Origin of the sequence: Dactylosporangium sp. NPDC049742 (genome assembly GCF_040674675.1) — a bacterium.
Lineage (GTDB): Bacteria > Actinomycetota > Actinomycetes > Mycobacteriales > Micromonosporaceae > Dactylosporangium > Dactylosporangium maewongense.
On record NZ_JBFANF010000063.1, the window covers coordinates 45,054 to 64,128 of the forward strand.

A 19,075-nucleotide genomic window follows, 5' to 3' on the forward strand; every position below is an offset into this window, starting at 1 on the left:
CACCGGTCATCGCCGGAGGCGGTGCAGGAGGAGGTCGGCGCCCTGGGTGGTGGCGATGCCGGCGCCGGTGCGGAGGTCTTCCTGGTTGGCGGTGGCGAGGCCGCGGACGCGGAGGAGTTCGGCGGTGAGGACCTGCTCGCCCATGGCCGCGGCGGCGGTGAGGCCTTCGGTGGCGAGGGTGGCGGCGGTGGTGCGGTCGCCGGCGGCGAGGTGGGCGTCGGCCATGGCGGCGATGGAGATGGTCCTCGTGGCGCGCAGGCCGAGGTGGTGGATCGCCTCGCCGGTGGTGCGCATCGTGGCGATGGCGGCAGGTGTACCGGTGTGCACGGCCGCCCAGGCCGCCACGAACTCGCCGGTGGTGACGAAGTGGGGCATGCCCTGGCGGGCGCCGATCTCGCGGCAGCGCCGGGCGGCGGCGAGGCCGGCGGGGACGTCGTGCTCCTGCAGGGCGGTCCAGGCGGCGTACAGGGCGGCGTTGGCCCGGCCGTAAGGGTCGTCGCAGCGCTCGGCGAGCGCGGCGGCCGAGGCCAGGTCCTCCCGGGCGGCGGCGGGCCGGCCGCGCAGCGAGCGGACGAGAGCACGGAAGTTGTACGCGGCGAGGGCCGGAGTGCGGCCCGCGTGCGAGCGCAGGTGGCGGGGGTCGACGGCGGCGAGACGGTCGACGGCGGTGCTGAGGTGCTCGTCGGCCTCGGCAAGGCGGCCGGTGAAGTAGCAGGCGACGCCGAGCAGGTACGGGCCGGCGGCGGCGAGCAGCTCGTCCGGCGGCGCGCCGGAGTCGTGCGGCGCCCCCGCGGGTGGGGCGGAGGCGATCAGTTGGCGGGCGAGGTCCTCGGCGACCGTGTACTCGGCACGGTTGCAGGCGACCTCGCCCAGCGTCCACAGCGCGGCGCGCACGTCGGTGCCGGTGCCGGTGTACGGCAGCAGCCACCTGGCCCGGGCGGCCGCCTCGGCGACCGCGTCGCTGCCGACGCCGACCGTGATCTGCAGCAGCGCCGCCCGGCGCAGCTGCACGTCCAGCTCGGCGGCGGCCGCGCCGGGGGACGTGGCGGCGTGCGGCGCGAGCTGGTCGGTGGCGCGGGCGAGATGGGCGAGCGCGTCCTCGTACGCGAGGCGGCGCGCGGCGTCGTCGGCGGCGCGCACCGTCCAGCGCAGGAAGTCGCCCGCGTGGCCCAGGCCGATCGACCGTCCATAGTGGAACGCGATCTCGCCCGCGGTGAGCGCGCCGGGGTACGGGTCGGCGGCCGCGGACGCCAGGCGGGCGTGCAGGGCGGCCCGTCGCGCCGCGGGCAGCTCGGCGTACGCGACCTCGGCGAACAGCGGGTGCCGGAACCGGACCGCCCCGGGACCGGCCTCCGTGACCAGCTGCGCCGCGGCCGGGCCGGCGAGCAGCTCGGCGGCGGGGGCGCCGGTCACGGCGGCGAGGAGCCGCAGCTCCAGGTCCCGCCCGGCGACGCCGAGCACGTCCAGGCACTCGCGGGTGACCGCGTCGCGGACGCCGTCCAGGCGCAGCCGCACGGCGTCGCGGACGCTCGGCGGCAGCCGCTCCCCCGGCGCGCCGAGGACCTCGGTGAGGAAGAACGGGTTGCCGCCGGTGCGCTCCGCGAGCCGCCGCACCACGTCGCCGGGCGCGGGCGCGCCGGTGCGGGCCGCGACCAGGTCGGCGACCCCGGCGGGGTCGAGGCCGGCGAGGCGCAGCTGCCCGGACCCGGCGCCGCGGGCGAGGTCGGCGAGGGTCTCCACGAGGGCGGGGTCGCGCTCGTACGGGCGCAGCGTCGCCACCACGAGCGTCCGTCCCGTGTGGACGGTCGTGGCCAGGAACCGGGTCAGCAGCAGCGAGTCCGGGTCGGCCGCGTGGAGGTCGTCGAGGACGAGCACCAGACCGGAGGGGGCGGCGGCCGCTCGTACCAGCGCCGAGACCGCCTCATAGGCGCGGAACCTCGCCGCGGGGTCGGGTGTGACGTCCACCGTGGACGGTCCGCCGACGAACCCGGTGAGGGCCGCCGCGGGGGGCTCGGCGTGCGGGAGGGTGAGCAGTCCGCGCACGATCTGGCTCCACAGCCAGAACGGCGGCGCCTGCCCGACGGCGGGGCAGCGGCCCCACACCACGGGGACGCCGGCGGCCGCGGCCCGGTCGGTGACGGCGGTGGCGAGGGTCGTCTTGCCGATGCCCGCCTCGCCGACGACGGCGACCATCCGCCCGCCGCCGCGCAGCGCCGCCCCGAGATGCTCGCCGAGGACGGCCAGCTCGGCGCCCCGCCCGACGAAACCGGTCGGCGCGGCCTCCCGCCCGGACTCCCGCCCGGCGAAGCCGGGCGACGCGGCCTCGTGTCCGATGTGGACGGTCGGCTCGACTTCGGGGACCGTGTGGCTGAGGATCCGGTGGTGCAGCTCGCGCAGCGCCGCGCCCGGCTCGACGCCGAACTCGGCGGCCAGGAAGCGGCGCCCCTCGTCGTGGACGGTGAGGGCCTCGGTCTGGCGGCCCGCGCGGTACAGCGCGAGCATCAGCTGCCCGCGCGCCGACTCCCTGGCGGGTTGTTCGGCCACGAACCGCCGCAGGTCGGGCAGGACCGCGAGGTGCCGGCCCGCGGCGACGGCGGCGGTGCAGCGGCCCTCCTCGACCGCCAGGCGGGTCTCGGCGAGCCTGGCCACCTCGGCGTGGACGGCCGACAGGTCCCCGGCGGGCGGGTCGCCGCGCCAGAGCGCGAGGGCCCGCGTGTAGTCGCGTTCGGCGGCGGCGGGGTCTCCGGCGGCGAGGGCCCGGGCGCCCGCCTCGGCGAGCGCGGCGAACTCGGCGGCGTCGACCGCTTCGGGCGGCACGCGCAGCTCGTAGCCGCCGGCGTGGCCGACCACGACCGTGCCCTGCGCCCGCGCGCCGCGGCCCGGCTCGAGCGCCCGGCGCAGCGCGGCGACGTAGCTGCGCAGCGTGACCTGCGCGCTCGGTGGCGGGTCGCCGTCCCACAGGGCGTCGGTGAGCCAGCCGGTGCTGTTCACCCGGTTGGGTCGCAGGAGCAGCAGGGTCAGCAGCGCCTGCTGCTTGGGGCCGCCGACCGGCACGGCCGCGCCGTCGCGGGACACCAGGAGCGGCCCGAGTATCGCGAACCGCACGCTCCCGGACATGACCGGTCGAGCATAGCGGTGTGCCACAATGGGTCGCATGCGACGACTCCGAAAGGCGCATGGCGCGTAACGCCCCGGGCGCCGGCCGCGTGACACCGCGGACGCCCGCCATCGACGGCCTGTCGAGCCGCGCCAACGCGGCGGTCCAGGCCCTGCGCCCCCGCATCGGCGATGTCGGCGGCGCGCTCCGCACCTACCGGCGCGAGATCCGGCAGGCGGGCCGCTGGATCGACCTGGCCGGCCAGTGCCCGAGCCCGAGCTGCGACATCAGCATCCAGCGGGACATCCTCGAGGCGGCGCTGCACGCCCTGCCCCGCGACGCCGCCCGCGAGCTGCGGCGTCTCGTCGCGGCGCTGGACGAGGAGTTCCTGCGCAAGACGCTGCCCGACCCGTGGGCCGCCACCCGCGGCCCCCGGCACACGCGGGCCTGGTGGCGGCAGCGTCTCGAAGACCGGTGACGTCAGCGCGGCTGCAGGACGTCGACCGACGGCAGGTCACGGTTGGCGGCGTGGACCTCGGCGATGCCCGCCAGGGCGTCCCGGCCCAGCGCGCGGTAGGCGCCGGTGAGCAGTTCGAGGGCTTCCCGCCGGTACCGGTCGGCGTCCAGCCAGTGCAGCTCCCGGCCGAGGACGAGCGCGAACGCGGGCCTGCCGGCGGCGAGCTCCGCCGTCGCCTCGGCGACCCAGCCGCGGGTGCGCTCCTCGTCGGCGCGGTACGCGTCGTGGCGCGCCTCCATCTCCCCGACGCGCGGGTCGCCGCTGTCCGGCGGGAGCACCGCGCCGAGCGTCACGCCGCCCGGGGGCCGCGGCGCGTCGGCCCAGCGCGGCGGCCCGTCGGCCGCGCACGCCGCGGCGTCGGCCGCGTCGAACCAGTCGAGCACGGCGCGCAGCGGGTACAGCGTCCAGTACCGCTCGGGGTCCTCGTCGTCCTCGAGCGCGTCGTCGAGCACGCGGCGGATCTGGGCGAGGCCCGTCGGGGCCTTCGCCGTCCACGTCTCCGCCGAGTCCCTCGCGTAGTTGTAGGCGACGAACGAGGGCAGCTCGGCCGGGTCGTCGTACCAGAGGCCGTAATGCAGCCCGTCGCTGCCGCCGCCGAGGATCGTCACCAGCTCGGCCGGGTCGCGGCGGAACCGGCAGTGCAGCCGCTCGTCGAGCCCGTCCCGCCCGGCCCGCTCCAGCCCGCCGTCGGCGAAGTAGTCCAGGACGCCCCAGCCCGACAGCCCGAGCGACTGCAACGCCCGGCGTTCGTGGTCGCCGAGACTGTGCAGCGCCGCCGCGAGGACGGCGACGTGCCGGGGCAGACGCAGCCCGTACACCTGCGAAAACCGCTGCTCGACGGCGGGGAACAATCCGGTCATGACGGTCAGCGACGCGAACCGGCGGGCCTCGTCGGCCTCAGTCGGGGCGAACATCGACTCGTCGAACCGCGCCTCGTCGAGCCCGAGCGTCTCGCTGAGCGACGCGCCGAGCGCGGCCCTGGCGGCGCCGGGCACCTCCAGCCGCGCCACCGCCACCGCGACCCGCTCCCCCGCGTCGTCGCCGAGCACGACGGTCGCGGTGGGCCCGCTGTAGGTCCGCTGGTCGTAGAGCGACACCCGCACCACCAGCCCGAGCCCGTCGACGTACGCCGGCTCCGTCAGCGCGCTGAGCGTGACACCGTCGTCGAACTTCCGGTAGCCGATGAGCCGCATGGCTTCGCTGGTCACGGACCGCGCTCTACGGCCGTACACTTCGCCGGTGACGCTCAGGAGGACGTACCGCTTCGTCGACGGCGAACGGATCGAAGGCACCTGGCGGCCCATCTTCATCCGCAACGGTGACACGTACTTCCTGACCGAGCTGTTCGTCTTCGCCGACGGCGTCATCGACTGCTGGGGCTGGGTCGACCTCGACGGCCTGCGCGAGAAGCTGGCGTCCGGCTGGGTCGCCACGCGGCTCGAGCCCGGTGCGGAGGCCAGCGCCCACGAGCTGGCGGACTGGCGCATCGAGGAGCCGGAGATGTGGGTGACCGCCGAAGGTCTCCTGGGTGAGGTCGCCGACCTGATCGACGAGCTCAACGACCGGCCCGACTCCACCGGCCGCTGCCGGCAGGCGCTGGACCGCTACCTGGAGACGCGGACGGAGGCGGACCGGGTGGCGCTGCGGGAGGCGTACCTGGCCGTCCCGGAACACCTGCGGATGTTCGCCCTGGGCGACATGGACGCGAAGGACTGGCCGCTGCAGGTGCTGTGCACCCAGGTCGGCGAGCGCACACCCCGTGGCACGGTCGTCACGCCGGCGATGCACGCGCAGGCGGACGAGTACTTCGCCGACCGGGCCGGGGCGACGGCCCGGCGGCACGGCGGCCGACCCGTCGACGGCCCGCAGGACGCCACGGTCATGCTGGCATGGCTCCCCGGCACCTGGCCCCAGGCGCCGGCCATCGAATGGCTGCGCAACGAGTACCCGGTGCCGGTCACCGTCGCCGGGTCGACGTACGCCAGCGCGGTGCACGCGTACTGGGCCCTCGCCACCACCGACGAGGCGGCCCGCCACGCGATCGGCGCCGCGGCGACGGCGATGCTCGCGGAACGGACCGCCAGGACCGCGCCGCTGCGCCCGGACTGGCCGCTCGTCCGCGCCACCGCGATGCACGCGGTCCTGCGGGCGAAGTTCACCCAGCACCCCGCCCTCGCCGACGTCCTCGTGGCGACCGGCGACGCCCGCATCGACTACGGCAGCGACTCCTTCGGACCCGGCGACGGCCCCGGCACCCGGAACTGGGTCGGCCGCCTGCTGGAGCTCGTCCGGTCGGAGCTCGTGGCCGAGCGGGCCGGCTTCCTCGGCTCCTCCCCGACCGCCGGGTAGTACAGCCGGACCGGGACGGTGCTCGCACCGGGCTGCTGCGCGGGGCTGGAGAACTGGCGGGACTGGGAAGGGCTGCTGTCCGGCGACCTCCCGTGGCTGGGGCACGCTCCCGAGACGCGGGTCGAGGTCGCCGGGGAGAGCTTCACGCTGCCCCAGGGCGGCGCGTGCGTCGAGGTGCCGCGCCGGGCGCTGCCGGAGCTGCTGGCGGGGGTGCAGCGGAACCTGGCCGGGTTCCTCGACACGCTCGGCGGGTGGGCGGAGCGGACCGGGCTGGGAGCGCGGGGCCCGGCCCTGGTGGCGGCGGCCGACCGGGGCTTCGCGATCACGGCGCCGTTGCTGGCCGCCCCATCAGAACGAGCACTTCCACGAGGCCCTCACCAAGCAGTGGGGAAAAGGTGAAGGCGCAGCAGCACTGAGAAGGCACCGGTCGCGGATCATGTCGGGTGTGACGACGGATTCCGTGCCGCATGAGCGGCCTGTGGGCGACGCGATCAAGATCTGGTTCAAGTTCGTGCCGCGTGAGGGCTGGTTGCCGCATGACACCGAAGGCTTGTGGGCAACCCGGTTGAGCGAGGACACGGCCCGGGTGGACAACGTGGCCTTCCTGCAGAACGGTGTTGCGCAAGGTGACGTCGTCCGGTTCGGGACCGACGCCGAAGGTGTGCGGTGGGCGACCGGCCGGGTACAGGCATCCGGGCATTGTGTTGTCCGTGTGCTTCCGGTGCCTTCCGGGCCGCTGGGCCCGAGCGCCCGGGCCGTCCACGCCGCGTTCAAGCGTTTCGGCCTGGGCGGTGAGGTCTTCAGCGCGGAGTTTCCGCTGGTGGCGTTCGACGTGCCGGTCGACGCCGACTTCGGAGAGATCAAGCGGGTGCTGGTGGAGGGCGAGTCGAACGGCTGGTGGAGGTTCGAGGTGGGCTGCGGCACTGACCGCTGGTGGAACGCGTAGGCCGACGCGTTCAGCTACCGGGGGTCGCGGGACCGTCCCCTCGGAGAAGTTGCAGGTTCCGGATGATCTTGTCGAGCTGATGTCTGCCGACCTGGCTCGCCCGAGCGGGCATATTGATCTTGACTTGGTCGATGATCCGTTGTCGCGGCGGCCAGTCGGGCTGCGGCGGCGTTGGACGTCGTTGCGGGTGTCCGCGGCCGGCGTCGTGGTGCTGGTCCTGGTAGGCGGGTTGATCGGCGCGGCGTTCGGACGCGCTTGGACGCAGTGGGAGCAGCGAAAGCTGGATTCTGCGCGCGTTTCGCTGTTCGTTGCGGTAGCGGATCTTTCGACGACCACGGGCGCCGACGGCCGGGTCTCGATGGAGGGGAGCGTGGCGGTCGCGAACGGTGGCCCGCTGCCGGTGCAGGTGTCGGGTCCTGCGAGCGGGAACTTTCGGGTGTGGGGCCAGCAGCGGGTCGCCGCGGCTGGGGCTGTGCGGTTCCCCGCGAGCGTGGTGGTTGTGTGTGCCGCAGGCGTTGAGCAGCCGCTGCCGCTTGCATTGGTGGTGGTCACGGCCGACGGCGAGCGACGGTCGGTGGAGGTGACGGTCGAGTTGGTCGGGATCTGGAAGGAGATGGTGGCGCAGAACTGTCAATTGCCGAGTTGAGGACCTATGACGCATGGGTAGCTAGCGGATTTCTGGAGGTTGCTGTGCCATCGGATTTCGTGATGGATTCACCGCAGGGCTTGTCCCATCGGGCCACCGCTTTCCTGGCACAGCACGCCGCTCGTGCAGAAGTTGATTGTGGTTTGACGGGCGACGCGCTTCGAACTGCACTGGAAAGCGTCCGCGGAGCGGTAGACGAAGTTCTGATACAAACGCTGGAGGGTCTTCAAGCTCGATACGCCGGCCTCATGTATCGCAGTCGGTTCTTCGACTCGGTAGTCACCTTCGCGCCGGTCTGTGAACCCAACCCGTACGAGGGCGAGGACGAGATCTCCTATGTCGTGGAAACGGGTAGGGACTGCGGCGCGTCGGCGACCCGGACAGGTGAACTGGCGGTGTCGGAAGGTACCGCCAGCACCATCGAATTCGGGTCCGTCGACGCCCTGATCGAAAGCGATGCGATGTTCGAAGCTGCGGTCCACCGATCCGCGCACCGGTCGGTCTATGTGGGCAAGCCGCTGGCCGGGCCGGCCGACATCATGGGGTGGGTCGGCTCGGTGCGACCCGTCGGCCCGGCCAGTGGGCGGTGGACCTGGTGGTTGACTGACGGGACCACCGATATCTTCTACTGTGCCATCTGGTACGAACTGACGAAGATTTCGCTCCCGTGCATCAAGATTTGGACCGACAATCCGGACGTGCTTCAGGTGTTCAACTATCCATTGAGCCATTTTCATTGTGGGTAGTGCCTGGTCTCCACGTGGTGTGGCGCGAGGATGGCTTGCACGATCGTGGTGGCTCGGCGTGGGCAGCAGCGGAGTTTCGCCAGGATCTTCCAGGTTGAGGGTGGCGATCGCGCGTTCGCCGCAGGCCCGGATCTTCGCGTGGTCGCGACGCCGACCTCGAACCCGGCGGCGAGGCGGGTGTAGGTGTCGCCGTTGCGGAGGTGGGCAAGGGCGAGCAGCGCCTGCCGGCCCGGGTCGAGGCGCCGCCATCGAGATCGATGCTGGTTGCGGTGCCGGCGGATGCGGTCTGCGAGGTCGTTGAGGGTACGGCTGGACAGCGGGATCGTGGCGGGGTAAGACAGCGAGGCTCCCGGTCGGGGCATCGGATCTTGGTCGACTGCTGTCTTACCTGGAGCCTCGCCCTCATCGATCCCCGGGGCTGCCTGGCGCACCCGCCCCGAGCTGCCAGGTCAGCTTGAAAATGGCTCTATGTTCTGCCGTCATGTCGGCCGTCCTGCTGGCGTTGGTGGGCTATTCGTGGTGATCGGGTCAGGTCGATGGCTGCCGGTTCGGCTGCTGTGGCCGGCAATTGTGACGGCTGGTCGCCTGTGCGCATGTCGCTCCGTTTTCTGGTGTTGGTCTTGAGTTGTGGTGACCGGCCTGGCAGCGGCGCGTAGCGGTCGAGTAGGTGCCGGACGTTGGGGTTGGGCCAACTGCGCGAGGAGTCGTTGGCCGCGTCAGGTCAGGGTCATGGCTTGGTGACGGTTGTTGGTGCGGTGGATGAGGACGGCGCCGACGTCGTGTTCGAGCCGGTCGGATCGGTAGGGTCGGTCGGGAGGTGCGTGGATGAGTTTCCGGCTGGCGGCGTATGCAGTGTGTATCGAGGATGGGCGGGTGCTGCTCGCCCACTGTGTTTCGCCGAACGGGGGCACGAGCTGGACCCTCCCGGGCGGCAGGGTGGAGCAGGGCGAGGATCCGTTCGATGCGGTGGTGCGGGAGGTCGCCGAGGAGACCGGCTGCGAGGCAGCGGTCGAACGCTTGCTGGGCGTGGACTCGCGGGTGATTCCCACCGCGGAGGCGCGGTTAGGAATCGAGCACCAGAACGTCGGCATCTTCTATCAGGTCAGGATTACGGGTGGTGTCCTGCGGCCCGAGCCAAATGGCGTGACGATCGAGTCCGTCTGGACATCGATACCGGACGTCGCCGGTCTGCGCCGCTCGTCGCTGGTCGACGTGGGTCTTGCCCTGGCACGGACGCTTCCGGCAACCGGCCATGTCGCTCCGGTGCCGGTCGGTGGCCTGATTCAGCACTGAGCTGCTTCGGAACGGGCAGCGGCGACGGCGGGTCATTGCTGTGCGAGAAGGCGCTGGGCTTCGGTGTGCGGCATGGGGGAAGGCGCGCCAGCGAGGGGACGCGAGCAGTCCGGCGAGGAGCACCATCTCCGGGTATGTGACCAGGTCGATGCGGTAGTCGCCGGGTCGGTAGGGGTCGTGACGGAGTTGGTTGAGGCGATCCCCGGGATGCCCTTGCTGGCCGTGCAGTGCTGGCAGGCGACGCAGGCCGTGGTGCTGGCGGTGGGTGCCGTCAGTTCGGTGTCGAGGCGGGCGAATAGGCGAAGTCCTGGTAGCGCCTGGGTCAGGGCGCCCGAACCTGAGGATCGAAATCGAGCAGGATCGCGTGATCCCGCTCCAGCCACGACTCGAAGCCCACGTGCCTGGCCATCGACGTCAGGCGACGGGGGCGCCGGCGGTCTTCATGAAGGGGACGGGGTCGATGGCGTTGAGGCGGGTGGCGGGGCGGCCGTAGTGGACCTCGAAGTGCAGGTGGGGGCCGGAGGAGTTGCCGGAGGTGCCGACGTGGCCGATGGTCTGGCCGGCGGTGACCTGCTGGCCGACGGTGACCTCGGGCTGGCGGACCATGTGGCAGTACCGCGTGACGATGTCGCCGGCGTGGTGGATCTCGACGTACCAGCCGCAGCCCTTGATGCTCGGTGAGCCGTCGACGTCGCAGGAGGGGCCGGAGGTGTTGCACACGACGGTGATGACGGTGCCGGCGGCGGCTGCGCGGATCGGGGTCTCGCGGGCGGCCATGATGTCGATGCCGTCGTGGGTGGGGCGGGAGACGGTGCGGAAGCCGCTGGTGCCCTTGCCCGGCACGGGGTTGACCCAGGTGCCGACGGGCACGGCGCCCGTGGGCGGCACGATCAAAGACGGGGTCGCCGACGGTGTGACCGACGGGGACGCGGAAGGCGCCGGGGCCGGGCAGGCGGGGACGGTCTTGCGGCGGGAGACGTAGGCGTCCGAGACGTAGGCGCCGCTGGTGAGCCGGTCCCACCGGTCGGTGGTGCGCACACGGCCCTTCGTCTTCGGGCCCCGCACGGAGCAGACCAGCGACAGCTTCGCGCCGTTGCGCAGGCTGGCGACGGCCGGTGACGCGGGCGTCGGGGCGGAGCGCACCGCCAGCTTCACCTTGCCCGAGGAGACGGTGCCCGGCACCGACGAGGAGGCCGCGAGCGCGGTTGAGCCGAACGCCACCAGGGCGGCGCCCGTCAGACCCAGCACCGTCAGTTGCCGCCGCATGCACCACTCCGTCCGTCGCCGGTCACGTCCTAAGTGAGCGTGCGGGCGGCGGGGTGCAGGACGGTTGCTACAGCGTGGTGAAGAAGGAGATGGCCGCCGTCAGCGCCTGGTCGGTGAGCACCGGGTCGTGGCGCGGGCCGACGTCGCGCATGAACGCGTGCTCGCCACCGGCGTAGACGTGCAGCTCCGTGTCGTGCAGGCCCGCGTCGTACAGTGCGGCGATGATGCGCAGGCGGGCGTCGGCGGGCACGTGCGGGTCCTGCGAGCCGAACACGAGCATGAGCCGCCCCTGGATCTCGGCGAGGGAGCCCAGGGTGCCGGCGTCGGGGTCGGCGCCGAGCGCACCGTTGTGCAGGCCGGTCGGGTAGAAGCAGACCGTCGCGGCCACGCGCGGGTCGAACGCCGCCCGGAACGCGAGGTGCCCGCCGATGCAGAACCCGGTCGCGAACAGGGTCGTCGTGTCGGGGCGTCCGTCGAGGTACGACAGGACCGCCACCCGGTCGGCGTCGAACGAGGCGGTCGTGGTGGCCGCCGCGCCGGCGAGGCCCGCCTGCTTGCCCGCGTCGTCGAACTCGAGCGCGACGCCGGCCAGGTCGCCGTGCGGGTAGATCTCGGGGACGCAGACGACGAAGCCGGCCGAGGCGAGCCGCCGCGCGGTCCGCAGCGTCGACTCCGTCAGCTGGAAGATGTCGGTGTACAGCAGGACGCCCGGCAACGGACCGTCGCCGGAGGGCCGCAGCACGACGGCCCGGACCGGCCCGCCGGGCGCCGGCACCGACACCTCGTCCTCACGCAGCTTCATGCCGGTGACCTTACGCGGCACCGTCCGGCGTGATGGTCAGGACCGGCCGGTCCGGCGCGGCGAACGCGGGTCCGGCCTCGACCTTCCACCGCTGGTGCGGGGTCAGGCCCGGCACGACGTCGCCGGCCTTCAGGCCGCGGCCGTCGATCATCGAGGAGGCGGTCGCCGCCAGGTACGCGGTCAGCGCCTCCGGCGGGAGCGCCCCGCACACGCACTGCAGGTCGGGCAGGCCGAGCGGGCCGAGCCCGAGGGTGTCCAGCACGTACCGGCCGGTGACGTCGTGGTGCCGCACGTTGACCACGCCGCTCGCCTCGGCGCCGGGTGGCGTGGCGAGCCGGCTCGACGGCCACCAGACCGCGACCGGTGCCGTGTCGTCGGCGAGGGTACGGACGACGGCGGTGAACGCCCGCACCCGGTCGGCGGGGGCGAACGACGTACCGAAGATCTCGGTGACCGTCACCGTGCGCGTCACCCCGGCCAGCACCTCCGCCGCCTCCGCCCAGCCGCGGGTGTGGGTGAGGTCCCGGCGGCCCTGCCACACCGCCGGCCGCCCGAAGCTGACCAGGAGCCGGATCGGGTCGGGCGCGGTGAGCTCCGGGAAGCCGACCATGTACCCGCCGCCGCGGCTCGTGCCGTCGGTGAGGGTGGCGGACGGCCAGTACCGCCGCAACGTGGCCGGCGAGGGGCGCAGGCGCACCGCGCCGGTGTAGCACAGCTCCGCCGCCAGTCCAGCGCTCATCGGGTCCCTCGGGCTCGTCGGGTGGCTCGCATCATGCCACGCCGGCGCCGCCGGGAATGCGGTGGCGGCGCGTGGCGGCCCGGTCGATGATGGCCGGGTGACCGCCGGCAGGGCCTCGGCGCAAGGCTGCTGACCGTCGTGGAACAGCGGGCCCGCACCGACGGCGTCACGTCCCTGCGGCTGGACGTGCGCACCGACCTGGTCGAGGCCCGCGCCCTGTACACCCGCCACGGCTTCCACGAGGTGCCCGCGTTCAACGACAGCCCGTACGCCGGCCACTGGCTCCGCAAGTCCCTCCAGTGACCGGATCTCGGTGGCACTGGGTGTGGTCGCACAGCAGCTGAGCCATCTCTCCCGTCCTGACGTTCGTCCGCGGAAAGCCCTCGACGCGAGGGTTGGTTCGACTCGTACCGCGGACCGCCGCTACGCGGGGCGTGCGAGGCGGGCGAGGTTGCGGCGGGCGGCGGCGGTTTCGGGGTGGTCGGGTCCGTGGCGCGTGGCGCATGCCTCGGCGAGGTCGGTGAGTGCGGCGGTGGCGTTGGTCTCGTCGCCCTGCAGCAGCATGATGCGGGTCAGGCCGGCGAGCGCGGCGAGGTGGTCCGGGTCGAGGGGGTCGCTGAGCTCGGTGGCCCGTTCGTAGGCGCGGTGGGCGCCCATCAGGTCGCGCTGCTCGCGCAGCACCATCGCGAGGTCGTTCAGGGCCGCCGGGGTCGTGGCGTCGCGTCCGTACGGGGTACCCGTGGCTGTCCCGTCACCGGGCACGGCCTGTTCGTAGAGGGTGCGGGCGGCTCGCAGGTCGCCGGTGGCGAGGCGGGCGGTGGCGGGGTCCTGCGGGGCGGACTGGCGCCGGGCGATGCGCGCGTCCGGGTGGGACGGGCCGAACAGGTCCTCGTACAGGGCGGCGACCTCGTCGTGGCGCGGGGTGGGGTCGGTCCTGGTGACGCCGTTCAGGGCGGCGACGGTCTCCGGGTCGGCGTCGCCGAGCAGCCGGCGGCAGCGTTCGAGGGTGTCGCGGTAGCGGGCGGCCGCCGCGGCCCGGTCGCCGTGCGTCAGCAGCGCCGCGGCGAGGCCGTTGGCGGCGGCGATCGTCGGTAGCGCGTCGTCGCCCTGTTCGCGCTGGTTCAGCTGGTACGCCTCGCGCCACACCGTGACGGCCCGGCCGGTCTCGCCGAGGGCGAGGTGGGCGGCGGCCAGGCCCTGCTGGAGGTCCGCGGTGAGGTCGCCGCCGCCCCGGCGGAGCGCGTCGGCGAAGCGGGTGGCGGCGCCGGCATGGTCGCCGTGTCCGGCCCGGTCGAGGGCGTCGGTGTACAGGTCGTGGACGGCTTCCCCGGTGCGCCGCTCCGCCCGGCGGGCGCGCACCTCGCGCCACTTCAGCCGGGCGACGCCGGCGGCGAGCAGCGCCACCACGGCGAGCACCCACGGGCCGAGGCCGTCGACGAGCGCGGCGACGAGGCACGCGATGGTGCCGCCGGCGACGAGCACCACCAGGACCGTCAGGACACCGTCGCGCCGCCTCCGCATCGGGTCATCATGGCTGCCGGTGGTGCCGTGGTCCGACGGCTGCGTCGTACATCCGCCACCGACGCTAGCCGGTCCGCAGCAGGGCGACGGCGGTCGATCTCGCGAGGCCGGCCGCGGCCGGAGTGCGCTCGCGCAGCGCGGTGACGATCGCGCCGTCCATGAGCAGCACGAACTGGCCGGCGAGGGCGGTGTGGCGTTGGTACCCGGCGGCGGCGAGCAGACCGTCGACGTATGCGGTGACCGCCTTCTTGTGCGCGTCGGCGACCTCGTGCGCGACGCTGCCGGGGTCGGCGGTCTCGACGATCGTGTTGATGAACGCGCAGCCGCGGAAGTCGTCGCGGGCGAACCGTTCGGCGAGGGCGTCGAAGACGGCGAGGGGCCGGTCGTCGCGGTCCGCCGGGACCGGGCCCGCGAGGCGGTCCACGGCGTCGCGCAGCCAGGCCCGCCACGCCTCGTCGCGGCGGACCAGCACGGCGACGACGAGGTCGTCCTTGCCCGGGAAATGCCGGTACATGGAGGCCCGGCCGACCCCGGACTCGGCGACGATCCGGTCGACGCCGACCGAGCGGATCCCTTCGGCGTAGAAGAGCCGCTCGGCGGTGTCGAGCAGCCGGTCACGGGCGCGGGTCGGCACGACGCGACCCTACCGCGCGACCGTCGCGCGCCGCCCGGCGCCGGCGGACGGGGCGCCGCCGGCGGCGGACCGGGCGGCGGCGAGGGTGAGTGCCGTGGCGTTCCACACGGCGTACCCGGCCACGGCGTACGGCACGAGCAGCGGCCGCCCGGCCGCCAGTGCGCCGGTCGAGACCGCCGCGAGCAGTGCCGCCCGTACCACGGCGCCGTTGCGGACGAGCGAGCCCAGGACGCTCATCGGGTGACCTCCAGGTCGACGGGCGGGAAGTCCAGCTCGGGCTGCGCGAGGTGGTTGAAGGCGTTGGAGAGCACGTTGAGCGCGACGTGGGCGACGATCTCCGCCAGCTCGGCGTCGGTGACCCCGGCGGCACGGGCGGCGGCGAGCTGCTCGTCGCTGACCCGGCCGCCCTCGTGCAGCACCGTGTGGGCGACCGACAGGATCGCCGCGACGTGCGGGTCGGCGTCCTCGCCGAGGCGGGTGTCGCGGACCTGCTCGTCGGTCATGCCGAGCCGGCCCGACCGCATGACGTGCGCGGCGACGCAGTAGGCGCAGCCGTTCTCCTGCGCGACGAGCAGGGCCAGCTGTTCGCGGACCTTCGCGCGCAGCACGCCGCGGGTGAGGGCGTCGCGCAGCGCCAGGTAGCCGGCGAGCGCCTGCGGGCCGTTGGCGAGCGCCGCGTACAGGTTGGGCACCCTGCCGAGCTGCCGCTGCGTGTCGTCGAGGAGTTGCGCCTGCCGGGGGTCGGCGGTCTGCGGGGTGACGAGCGGAAGACGGTTCATGACGGCACTCCAAACGAGAACGATCGGTTCCATCTCACGTCAGAGACGGTACCGATCGTTCTCGTTTTTGGGTACGTGGGTTACCCCACTGCCGCGACGAACTCCTCCGGGTCGACGGTGCCGGGCCGGTCGCTGACCTGACCGTCGCCGAGCTCGATGACCCGCCACACGCCGTCGGACCGCAGCGCCAGGTCGACCGTGACGAACGGCAGGCCCAGCGCGGCGACGAGCGGCGCCACGGCGGCCAGGTCGAGATCCGCGGGCGGCAGGTCGTGCGGCGTGTCCGGGTGCGGGCCGACCAGCTTGCACGCGCCGCCGACCCACCAGGTGCGGACCTCCGCCTTGCTCAGCTCCTCGAACCGCCGCAGCACGAACCCGCCGGTGAACTCGTCGTCGCGCAGCTCCCGGAACCGTAGCGCGACCGCCCACGCCGCGGCGGCGTCGGCGAGGTCGGGGATGAACGCGGCCTCGTGCCAGTGGTGCTTCATCGACTTCGTGTAGTCGCGCAGGACCGCCGCGCCGTGGCCGAGGTCGCCCGCGGCCCGCTCGAACGCCTCACGCTCGTCGCCGGCCGTCCACACCGAGCGCGGGGTGACGTCCGCCAGGGCGGCGTACCAGCCGGGGAGCTCGTGCGCCTGCCGGTACTGCGCGGCGCTGGTCCGCAACGTGACGCCACGGTCCCGCAGGGCTCCGGCGAACGCCGCGTACTGCGCGGAGCGCAGCATCCAGCCGCGGTAGACGGCCTGCCGTTCGCCCGCCTCGACGCGGGCCACGGCTCGCCGCGCACCGTCCGGGGTGCTCAACGCGTCGTGGTCCACCACCGCCACGTCCAGGCCGGCCTTGCGGGCGGCACCGGCCTCCGGCTCGAAGTGCCCGTCGGGTCGGCGGGGGCGCAGCGGATCCGCCGGCACCAGCAACATCGTCGACATCTGGATACCGTACGCGGATGGTCACACTCGAGTTCACCGCCGACGCCGCCGAGTTCCTCGCCGCGGCCGGGGACCACCTGGCCGCCGACCCCGTCCTGAACACCGTCGTGACCGCGAACGCGCACAAGCCCCGCACCTGGCCCGACGGCGGCCCGCCCGCGCACTTCTGGTGGCTCGTCGCGCGCGACACCTCCGGCGCCGTGGTCGGGGCGGGCATGCGCACCGCCCCGATGGCGCCGCATCCGCTGTACCTGCTGCCGATGCCGGCGGACGCCGCGGTCGAGCTCGCCCGCGCGCTGCACGCCCGCGGCGAGGAGACCCTGGGCGTCAACGGTTCGCTGCCCGCCTCGCAGGTGTGCGCCACCGAGCTGGCCCGCCTCACCGGCGGCCGGGCCGAGGTCCTCATCCACACACGGCTGCACGAGCTCGGCGAGCTCGTCCCTCCGCGCCCCGCGCCGGGCCGCCTGGCCCCGGTCTCCGCCTCCGCCGTCGATCTGGTCGTCGAGTGGGTCACCGCGTTCATGGGCGACGCCGACGAGCAGGCCGGCCGGCCCCGCGGCACGGGCATGCACGCCATGCCCGACCGCCAGGAGCTGCTGCGCCGCATCGACGACGGCCTGCTCTGGTTCTGGCTCGACGGCACCGGCCGGCCGGTCAGCCTCGTCGGCGCCACGGCACCCACGTACGGCGTGGTCAGGATCGCCCCCGTCTACACCCCGCCGGACCAGCGCGGCCACGGCTGGGCCAGCAACGCCGTCGCCGAGGTCTCCCGCCACCTCCGGTCCACCGGCGACCGCGTCTGTCTCTTCACCGACCAGGCCAACCCCACCTCGAACAAGATCTACGCCGCCCTCGGCTACCGCCCCGTCGTCGACATGGCGAACTACGGCATCACCATCGCCTGAGCTGGGCCATCGACGTCGACCACGGCGAGATCTGGGCCGGCACGCCGTACCAGTACACCGGCCACTTCGACCGGTTCGAGGTGTACAACCCCGACGAGCCGGCCGCGCCCTTCTTCCGCCCGATCTGACGTCCGACGGCCGGCTCCGCTCGCGGGGGGAGCCGGCACCCCTTGAGGTAGGGAGGCCTCCTTGCACGCGCTTCCAGTGTCGTGCCGTGCGCGGCGGATCCTCGGCGTCCGCGGTCTGCTGTGCGCCACCGCGGTCGTGTCGCTGCTCGCCGGCTGCACCAGCTCTCCGCAGGCCGCCAGGCGAGTCGCCGCGCCCGCGGCACCGTCGCCGGCCGCCACCGCCGAGTGCCGGTGGTCCCCGGTCACCCCCGGCAACAAGCCGAACATCAAGGATGTCGGCACACCGCCGGCCACGGCCCCCGCTGCTCGCCATCGTCCTGGAACACGTGACGGTCGCCTACGGCTGGCACGTCCCCGGCGCCGGCCCGGTCACCACTCCCGCCACTCGTCGGTGATCTCGTGGCGGGTCATGCGATGACGGCCGGCCAACGCGTCCACATCGATCCCCGCCTCGTCCAGCACGGCCTCGATGTATGCGCAGAGCTCCTCCCGCTCGCCGGTCTCGTACGCCGCCTCGCCGAAGCGCGCGTTGACCGCGTTGAGCGCCTTCACCGTCCGTTCGACGACCTCGAAGATCTCGGTGTCCGTCGCCGGCTCCCAGCGAGCGTGCACCAGGCCGGCGACGTCCGCCTCGAAGCGCGCCAGCACCTCGTCGGTCTGGCCGAGCATGTCCTCCGGGAAGAGCTCCGCCGCGTACGCCGTGCCCGGGTCGAGCGTGCCCGCCGCGATCGCGGCGGCCTGCGCCGCGACACGCCCCCGCCACTGCGCCGTCGGCCGCTCCGCCATGATCGACAGGCTAACCCGCGCGGCGGGCGAGGAGGTAGGACTGGGGGGTCGACTCGCCCTGTTCGGCGGGGCGGGTGGCGCGGAAGAGCGTGGTGAAGCCGGCGGTGGTGAGGTGGTGGTCCATCTCGTCGGCGGGGAGCCAGTACGCGTCGAACTCGACGCCGGCGGTGCGGCCGGCGCGGCGGAGGGTGCCGTCGCCGTCCTTGAAGGCCGTCACCAGGTGGCCGCCCGGCTTGACGACGCGGGACAGCTCGCCGAAGGCGGGGGCGCGGTCCTCGGGGGCGAGGAAGATCAGCGAGTACCAGCAGACCACGCCGGCGAGGGAGGCGTCGGCGAACGGCAGGTCGCGCAGGTCGGCGACGGCGAAGGGGAAGGCCGGGTGGTCGCGCCGGGCGACCCGGACCATCTCCGGGGACAGGTCGACGCCGTGCGGGGACAGGCCGTGGGCGGACAGGTAGGGGGCGAGCCGGCCGGTGCCGCAGCCGACGTCGCCCACGTCGGGTCCCAGGTCCGCGGCGAGGGTCAGCTCGCAGAACAGGCCGAGCACCGCCCGCTCGACCGGCATCCGGTCCAGCTCGCCGGCCAGACCATCGGCGTAGATCTCGGCCAGGACGTCGTGGGCGGCTCGCAGTTCATCGGTCTTCGCATCCACGGAGGGAACCTTAGCCACCCGGGGTGGACGCCGTCTGCGACGCTGGGGCGCATGACGACGCCGGCGCCGCGGCCGACCCGGGCGGAGCTCGAACGGTGCTTCGTCGCGGTGCTGGACGGCACCCGGTCGCGCGAGGACGTGGCCGCGTGGGCGGCGCCCTGGCACGCGCGCCCCGACGCGGGTGTCGCCGCCGACCAGGTGGTGTGGCTGGCGCTGTCGATGCTGTCCGGCATCGGCACGCGGATCGTCCCGGACGGCCCGTACCTGCACCCCGACGGGCAGGTGCGCCAGTGGCTGGACGCGTTCCGGCAGGTCCGCGCCACCTCCCCCGAAGGATGAG

At 73.8% G+C, this 19,075-nt stretch carries 21 protein-coding genes and 2 pseudogenes; 10 read left to right on the top strand and 13 right to left on the bottom strand.

What is annotated here, in order from left to right:
• Positions 1-6: 6 nt before the first annotated feature.
• Positions 7-3,117, bottom strand: a complete 3,111-nt coding sequence (locus AB0J72_RS46670; RefSeq protein ID WP_363412098.1) for a BTAD domain-containing putative transcriptional regulator — start codon at positions 3,115-3,117, stop codon at positions 7-9.
• A 59-nt stretch (positions 3,118-3,176) separates the two neighbouring features.
• Between AB0J72_RS46670 and AB0J72_RS46675 the strand changes: the two genes are divergently transcribed.
• The gene (locus tag AB0J72_RS46675) at positions 3,177-3,575 is read left to right on the top strand and encodes a hypothetical protein (protein ID WP_363412100.1); all 399 of its coding nucleotides are present in this window, start codon (positions 3,177-3,179) and stop codon (positions 3,573-3,575) included.
• A gap of 2 nt (positions 3,576-3,577) precedes the next feature.
• Here the strand turns inward: AB0J72_RS46675 and AB0J72_RS46680 are convergent, their stop codons facing one another.
• Positions 3,578-4,822 (bottom strand): ADP-ribosylation family protein, encoded by a 1,245-nt coding sequence (locus tag AB0J72_RS46680; RefSeq protein ID WP_363412103.1) that lies wholly within the window; start codon positions 4,820-4,822, stop codon positions 3,578-3,580.
• A gap of 31 nt (positions 4,823-4,853) precedes the next feature.
• Between AB0J72_RS46680 and AB0J72_RS46685 the strand changes: the two genes are divergently transcribed.
• Genes AB0J72_RS46685 through AB0J72_RS46705 form a run of 5 tightly spaced genes read left to right on the top strand, consistent with a single transcriptional unit; the run spans position 4,854 to position 8,301 of the window.
• Positions 4,854-5,963, top strand: a complete 1,110-nt coding sequence (locus AB0J72_RS46685; RefSeq protein ID WP_363412105.1) for an NADAR family protein — start codon at positions 4,854-4,856, stop codon at positions 5,961-5,963.
• 18 nt (positions 5,964-5,981) lie between these two features.
• Positions 5,982-6,362, top strand: a complete 381-nt coding sequence (locus AB0J72_RS46690; RefSeq protein ID WP_363412107.1) for a hypothetical protein — start codon at positions 5,982-5,984, stop codon at positions 6,360-6,362.
• A 46-nt stretch (positions 6,363-6,408) separates the two neighbouring features.
• Positions 6,409-6,909, top strand: coding sequence for a DUF4265 domain-containing protein (locus tag AB0J72_RS46695; RefSeq protein ID WP_363412109.1), 501 nt, complete (start codon positions 6,409-6,411; stop codon positions 6,907-6,909).
• Positions 6,910-6,958: 49 nt separating this feature from the next.
• On the top strand, positions 6,959-7,555 hold the full coding sequence (locus AB0J72_RS46700; protein ID WP_363412111.1) for a hypothetical protein: 597 nt from the start codon (positions 6,959-6,961) through the stop codon (positions 7,553-7,555).
• The gene (locus AB0J72_RS46705) at positions 7,552-8,301 is read left to right on the top strand and encodes a hypothetical protein (RefSeq protein ID WP_363412113.1); all 750 of its coding nucleotides are present in this window, start codon (positions 7,552-7,554) and stop codon (positions 8,299-8,301) included. The genes AB0J72_RS46700 and AB0J72_RS46705 overlap by 4 nt, the downstream gene beginning before the upstream one ends.
• 140 nt (positions 8,302-8,441) lie before the next feature.
• Here AB0J72_RS46705 and AB0J72_RS46710 read toward each other — a convergent pair.
• Positions 8,442-8,663: pseudogene (locus AB0J72_RS46710) on the bottom strand (transposase family protein); the annotation flags it as partial.
• A 463-nt stretch (positions 8,664-9,126) separates the two neighbouring features.
• Here AB0J72_RS46710 and AB0J72_RS46715 point away from each other — a divergent pair.
• Complete coding sequence (locus tag AB0J72_RS46715; RefSeq protein ID WP_363412115.1) at positions 9,127-9,594, top strand: NUDIX domain-containing protein; 468 nt, start codon at positions 9,127-9,129, stop codon at positions 9,592-9,594.
• Positions 9,595-10,008: 414 nt separating this feature from the next.
• Here the strand turns inward: AB0J72_RS46715 and AB0J72_RS46720 are convergent, their stop codons facing one another.
• The 3 genes from AB0J72_RS46720 to AB0J72_RS46730 all read right to left on the bottom strand — a co-directional run bounded on the left by AB0J72_RS46720 (position 10,009) and on the right by AB0J72_RS46730 (position 12,401).
• Positions 10,009-10,860, bottom strand: a complete 852-nt coding sequence (locus AB0J72_RS46720; RefSeq protein WP_363412117.1) for a peptidoglycan DD-metalloendopeptidase family protein — start codon at positions 10,858-10,860, stop codon at positions 10,009-10,011.
• Between the two features lie 67 nt (positions 10,861-10,927).
• Positions 10,928-11,662 carry a dienelactone hydrolase family protein gene (locus tag AB0J72_RS46725; protein WP_363412119.1) on the bottom strand — a complete coding sequence of 245 codons (735 nt, stop codon included), beginning with the start codon at positions 11,660-11,662 and terminating at the stop codon, positions 10,928-10,930.
• Positions 11,663-11,672: 10 nt separating this feature from the next.
• Complete coding sequence (locus AB0J72_RS46730) at positions 11,673-12,401, bottom strand: DUF4261 domain-containing protein (protein WP_363412121.1); 729 nt, start codon at positions 12,399-12,401, stop codon at positions 11,673-11,675.
• Between the two features lie 114 nt (positions 12,402-12,515).
• Between AB0J72_RS46730 and AB0J72_RS46735 the strand changes: the two are divergent.
• Positions 12,516-12,704, top strand: a pseudogene (locus tag AB0J72_RS46735) (GNAT family N-acetyltransferase); the annotation flags it as partial.
• Positions 12,705-12,824: 120 nt separating this feature from the next.
• Here AB0J72_RS46735 and AB0J72_RS46740 read toward each other — a convergent pair.
• From AB0J72_RS46740 to AB0J72_RS46760, 5 genes are all read right to left on the bottom strand, one after another.
• A complete protein-coding gene (locus AB0J72_RS46740; RefSeq protein WP_363412123.1) occupies positions 12,825-13,922 on the bottom strand; it encodes a tetratricopeptide repeat protein in 1,098 nt (365 codons plus the stop codon).
• Positions 13,923-13,986: 64 nt separating this feature from the next.
• A complete protein-coding gene (locus tag AB0J72_RS46745) occupies positions 13,987-14,556 on the bottom strand; it encodes a helix-turn-helix domain-containing protein (protein ID WP_363412125.1) in 570 nt (189 codons plus the stop codon).
• A gap of 9 nt (positions 14,557-14,565) precedes the next feature.
• Complete coding sequence (locus tag AB0J72_RS46750; protein WP_363412127.1) at positions 14,566-14,793, bottom strand: hypothetical protein; 228 nt, start codon at positions 14,791-14,793, stop codon at positions 14,566-14,568.
• Positions 14,790-15,335 (bottom strand): carboxymuconolactone decarboxylase family protein, encoded by a 546-nt coding sequence (locus AB0J72_RS46755; protein WP_363412129.1) that lies wholly within the window; start codon positions 15,333-15,335, stop codon positions 14,790-14,792. Before AB0J72_RS46755 ends, AB0J72_RS46750 begins: the two co-directional genes overlap by 4 nt.
• A gap of 80 nt (positions 15,336-15,415) precedes the next feature.
• Positions 15,416-16,264: an ATP-grasp domain-containing protein gene (locus tag AB0J72_RS46760; protein ID WP_363412131.1), complete on the bottom strand. Its 849-nt coding sequence runs from the start codon at positions 16,262-16,264 to the stop codon at positions 15,416-15,418.
• 17 nt (positions 16,265-16,281) lie between these two features.
• Here AB0J72_RS46760 and AB0J72_RS46765 point away from each other — a divergent pair, with 17 nt between their 5' ends.
• Entirely contained in the window at positions 16,282-17,169 is an 888-nt protein-coding gene (locus AB0J72_RS46765) for a GNAT family N-acetyltransferase (RefSeq protein ID WP_363412133.1), read from the top strand.
• Between the two features lie 497 nt (positions 17,170-17,666).
• Here the strand turns inward: AB0J72_RS46765 and AB0J72_RS46770 are convergent, their stop codons facing one another.
• Complete coding sequence (locus AB0J72_RS46770; RefSeq protein WP_363412135.1) at positions 17,667-18,083, bottom strand: hypothetical protein; 417 nt, start codon at positions 18,081-18,083, stop codon at positions 17,667-17,669.
• A 10-nt stretch (positions 18,084-18,093) separates the two neighbouring features.
• Positions 18,094-18,735, bottom strand: coding sequence for a class I SAM-dependent methyltransferase (locus AB0J72_RS46775; protein ID WP_363412137.1), 642 nt, complete (start codon positions 18,733-18,735; stop codon positions 18,094-18,096).
• A 51-nt stretch (positions 18,736-18,786) separates the two neighbouring features.
• On the opposite strand from AB0J72_RS46775, the gene AB0J72_RS46780 reads away from it, so the two are divergent.
• Entirely contained in the window at positions 18,787-19,074 is a 288-nt protein-coding gene (locus AB0J72_RS46780) for a hypothetical protein (RefSeq protein ID WP_363412139.1), read from the top strand.
• Position 19,075: the final 1 nt, after the last annotated feature.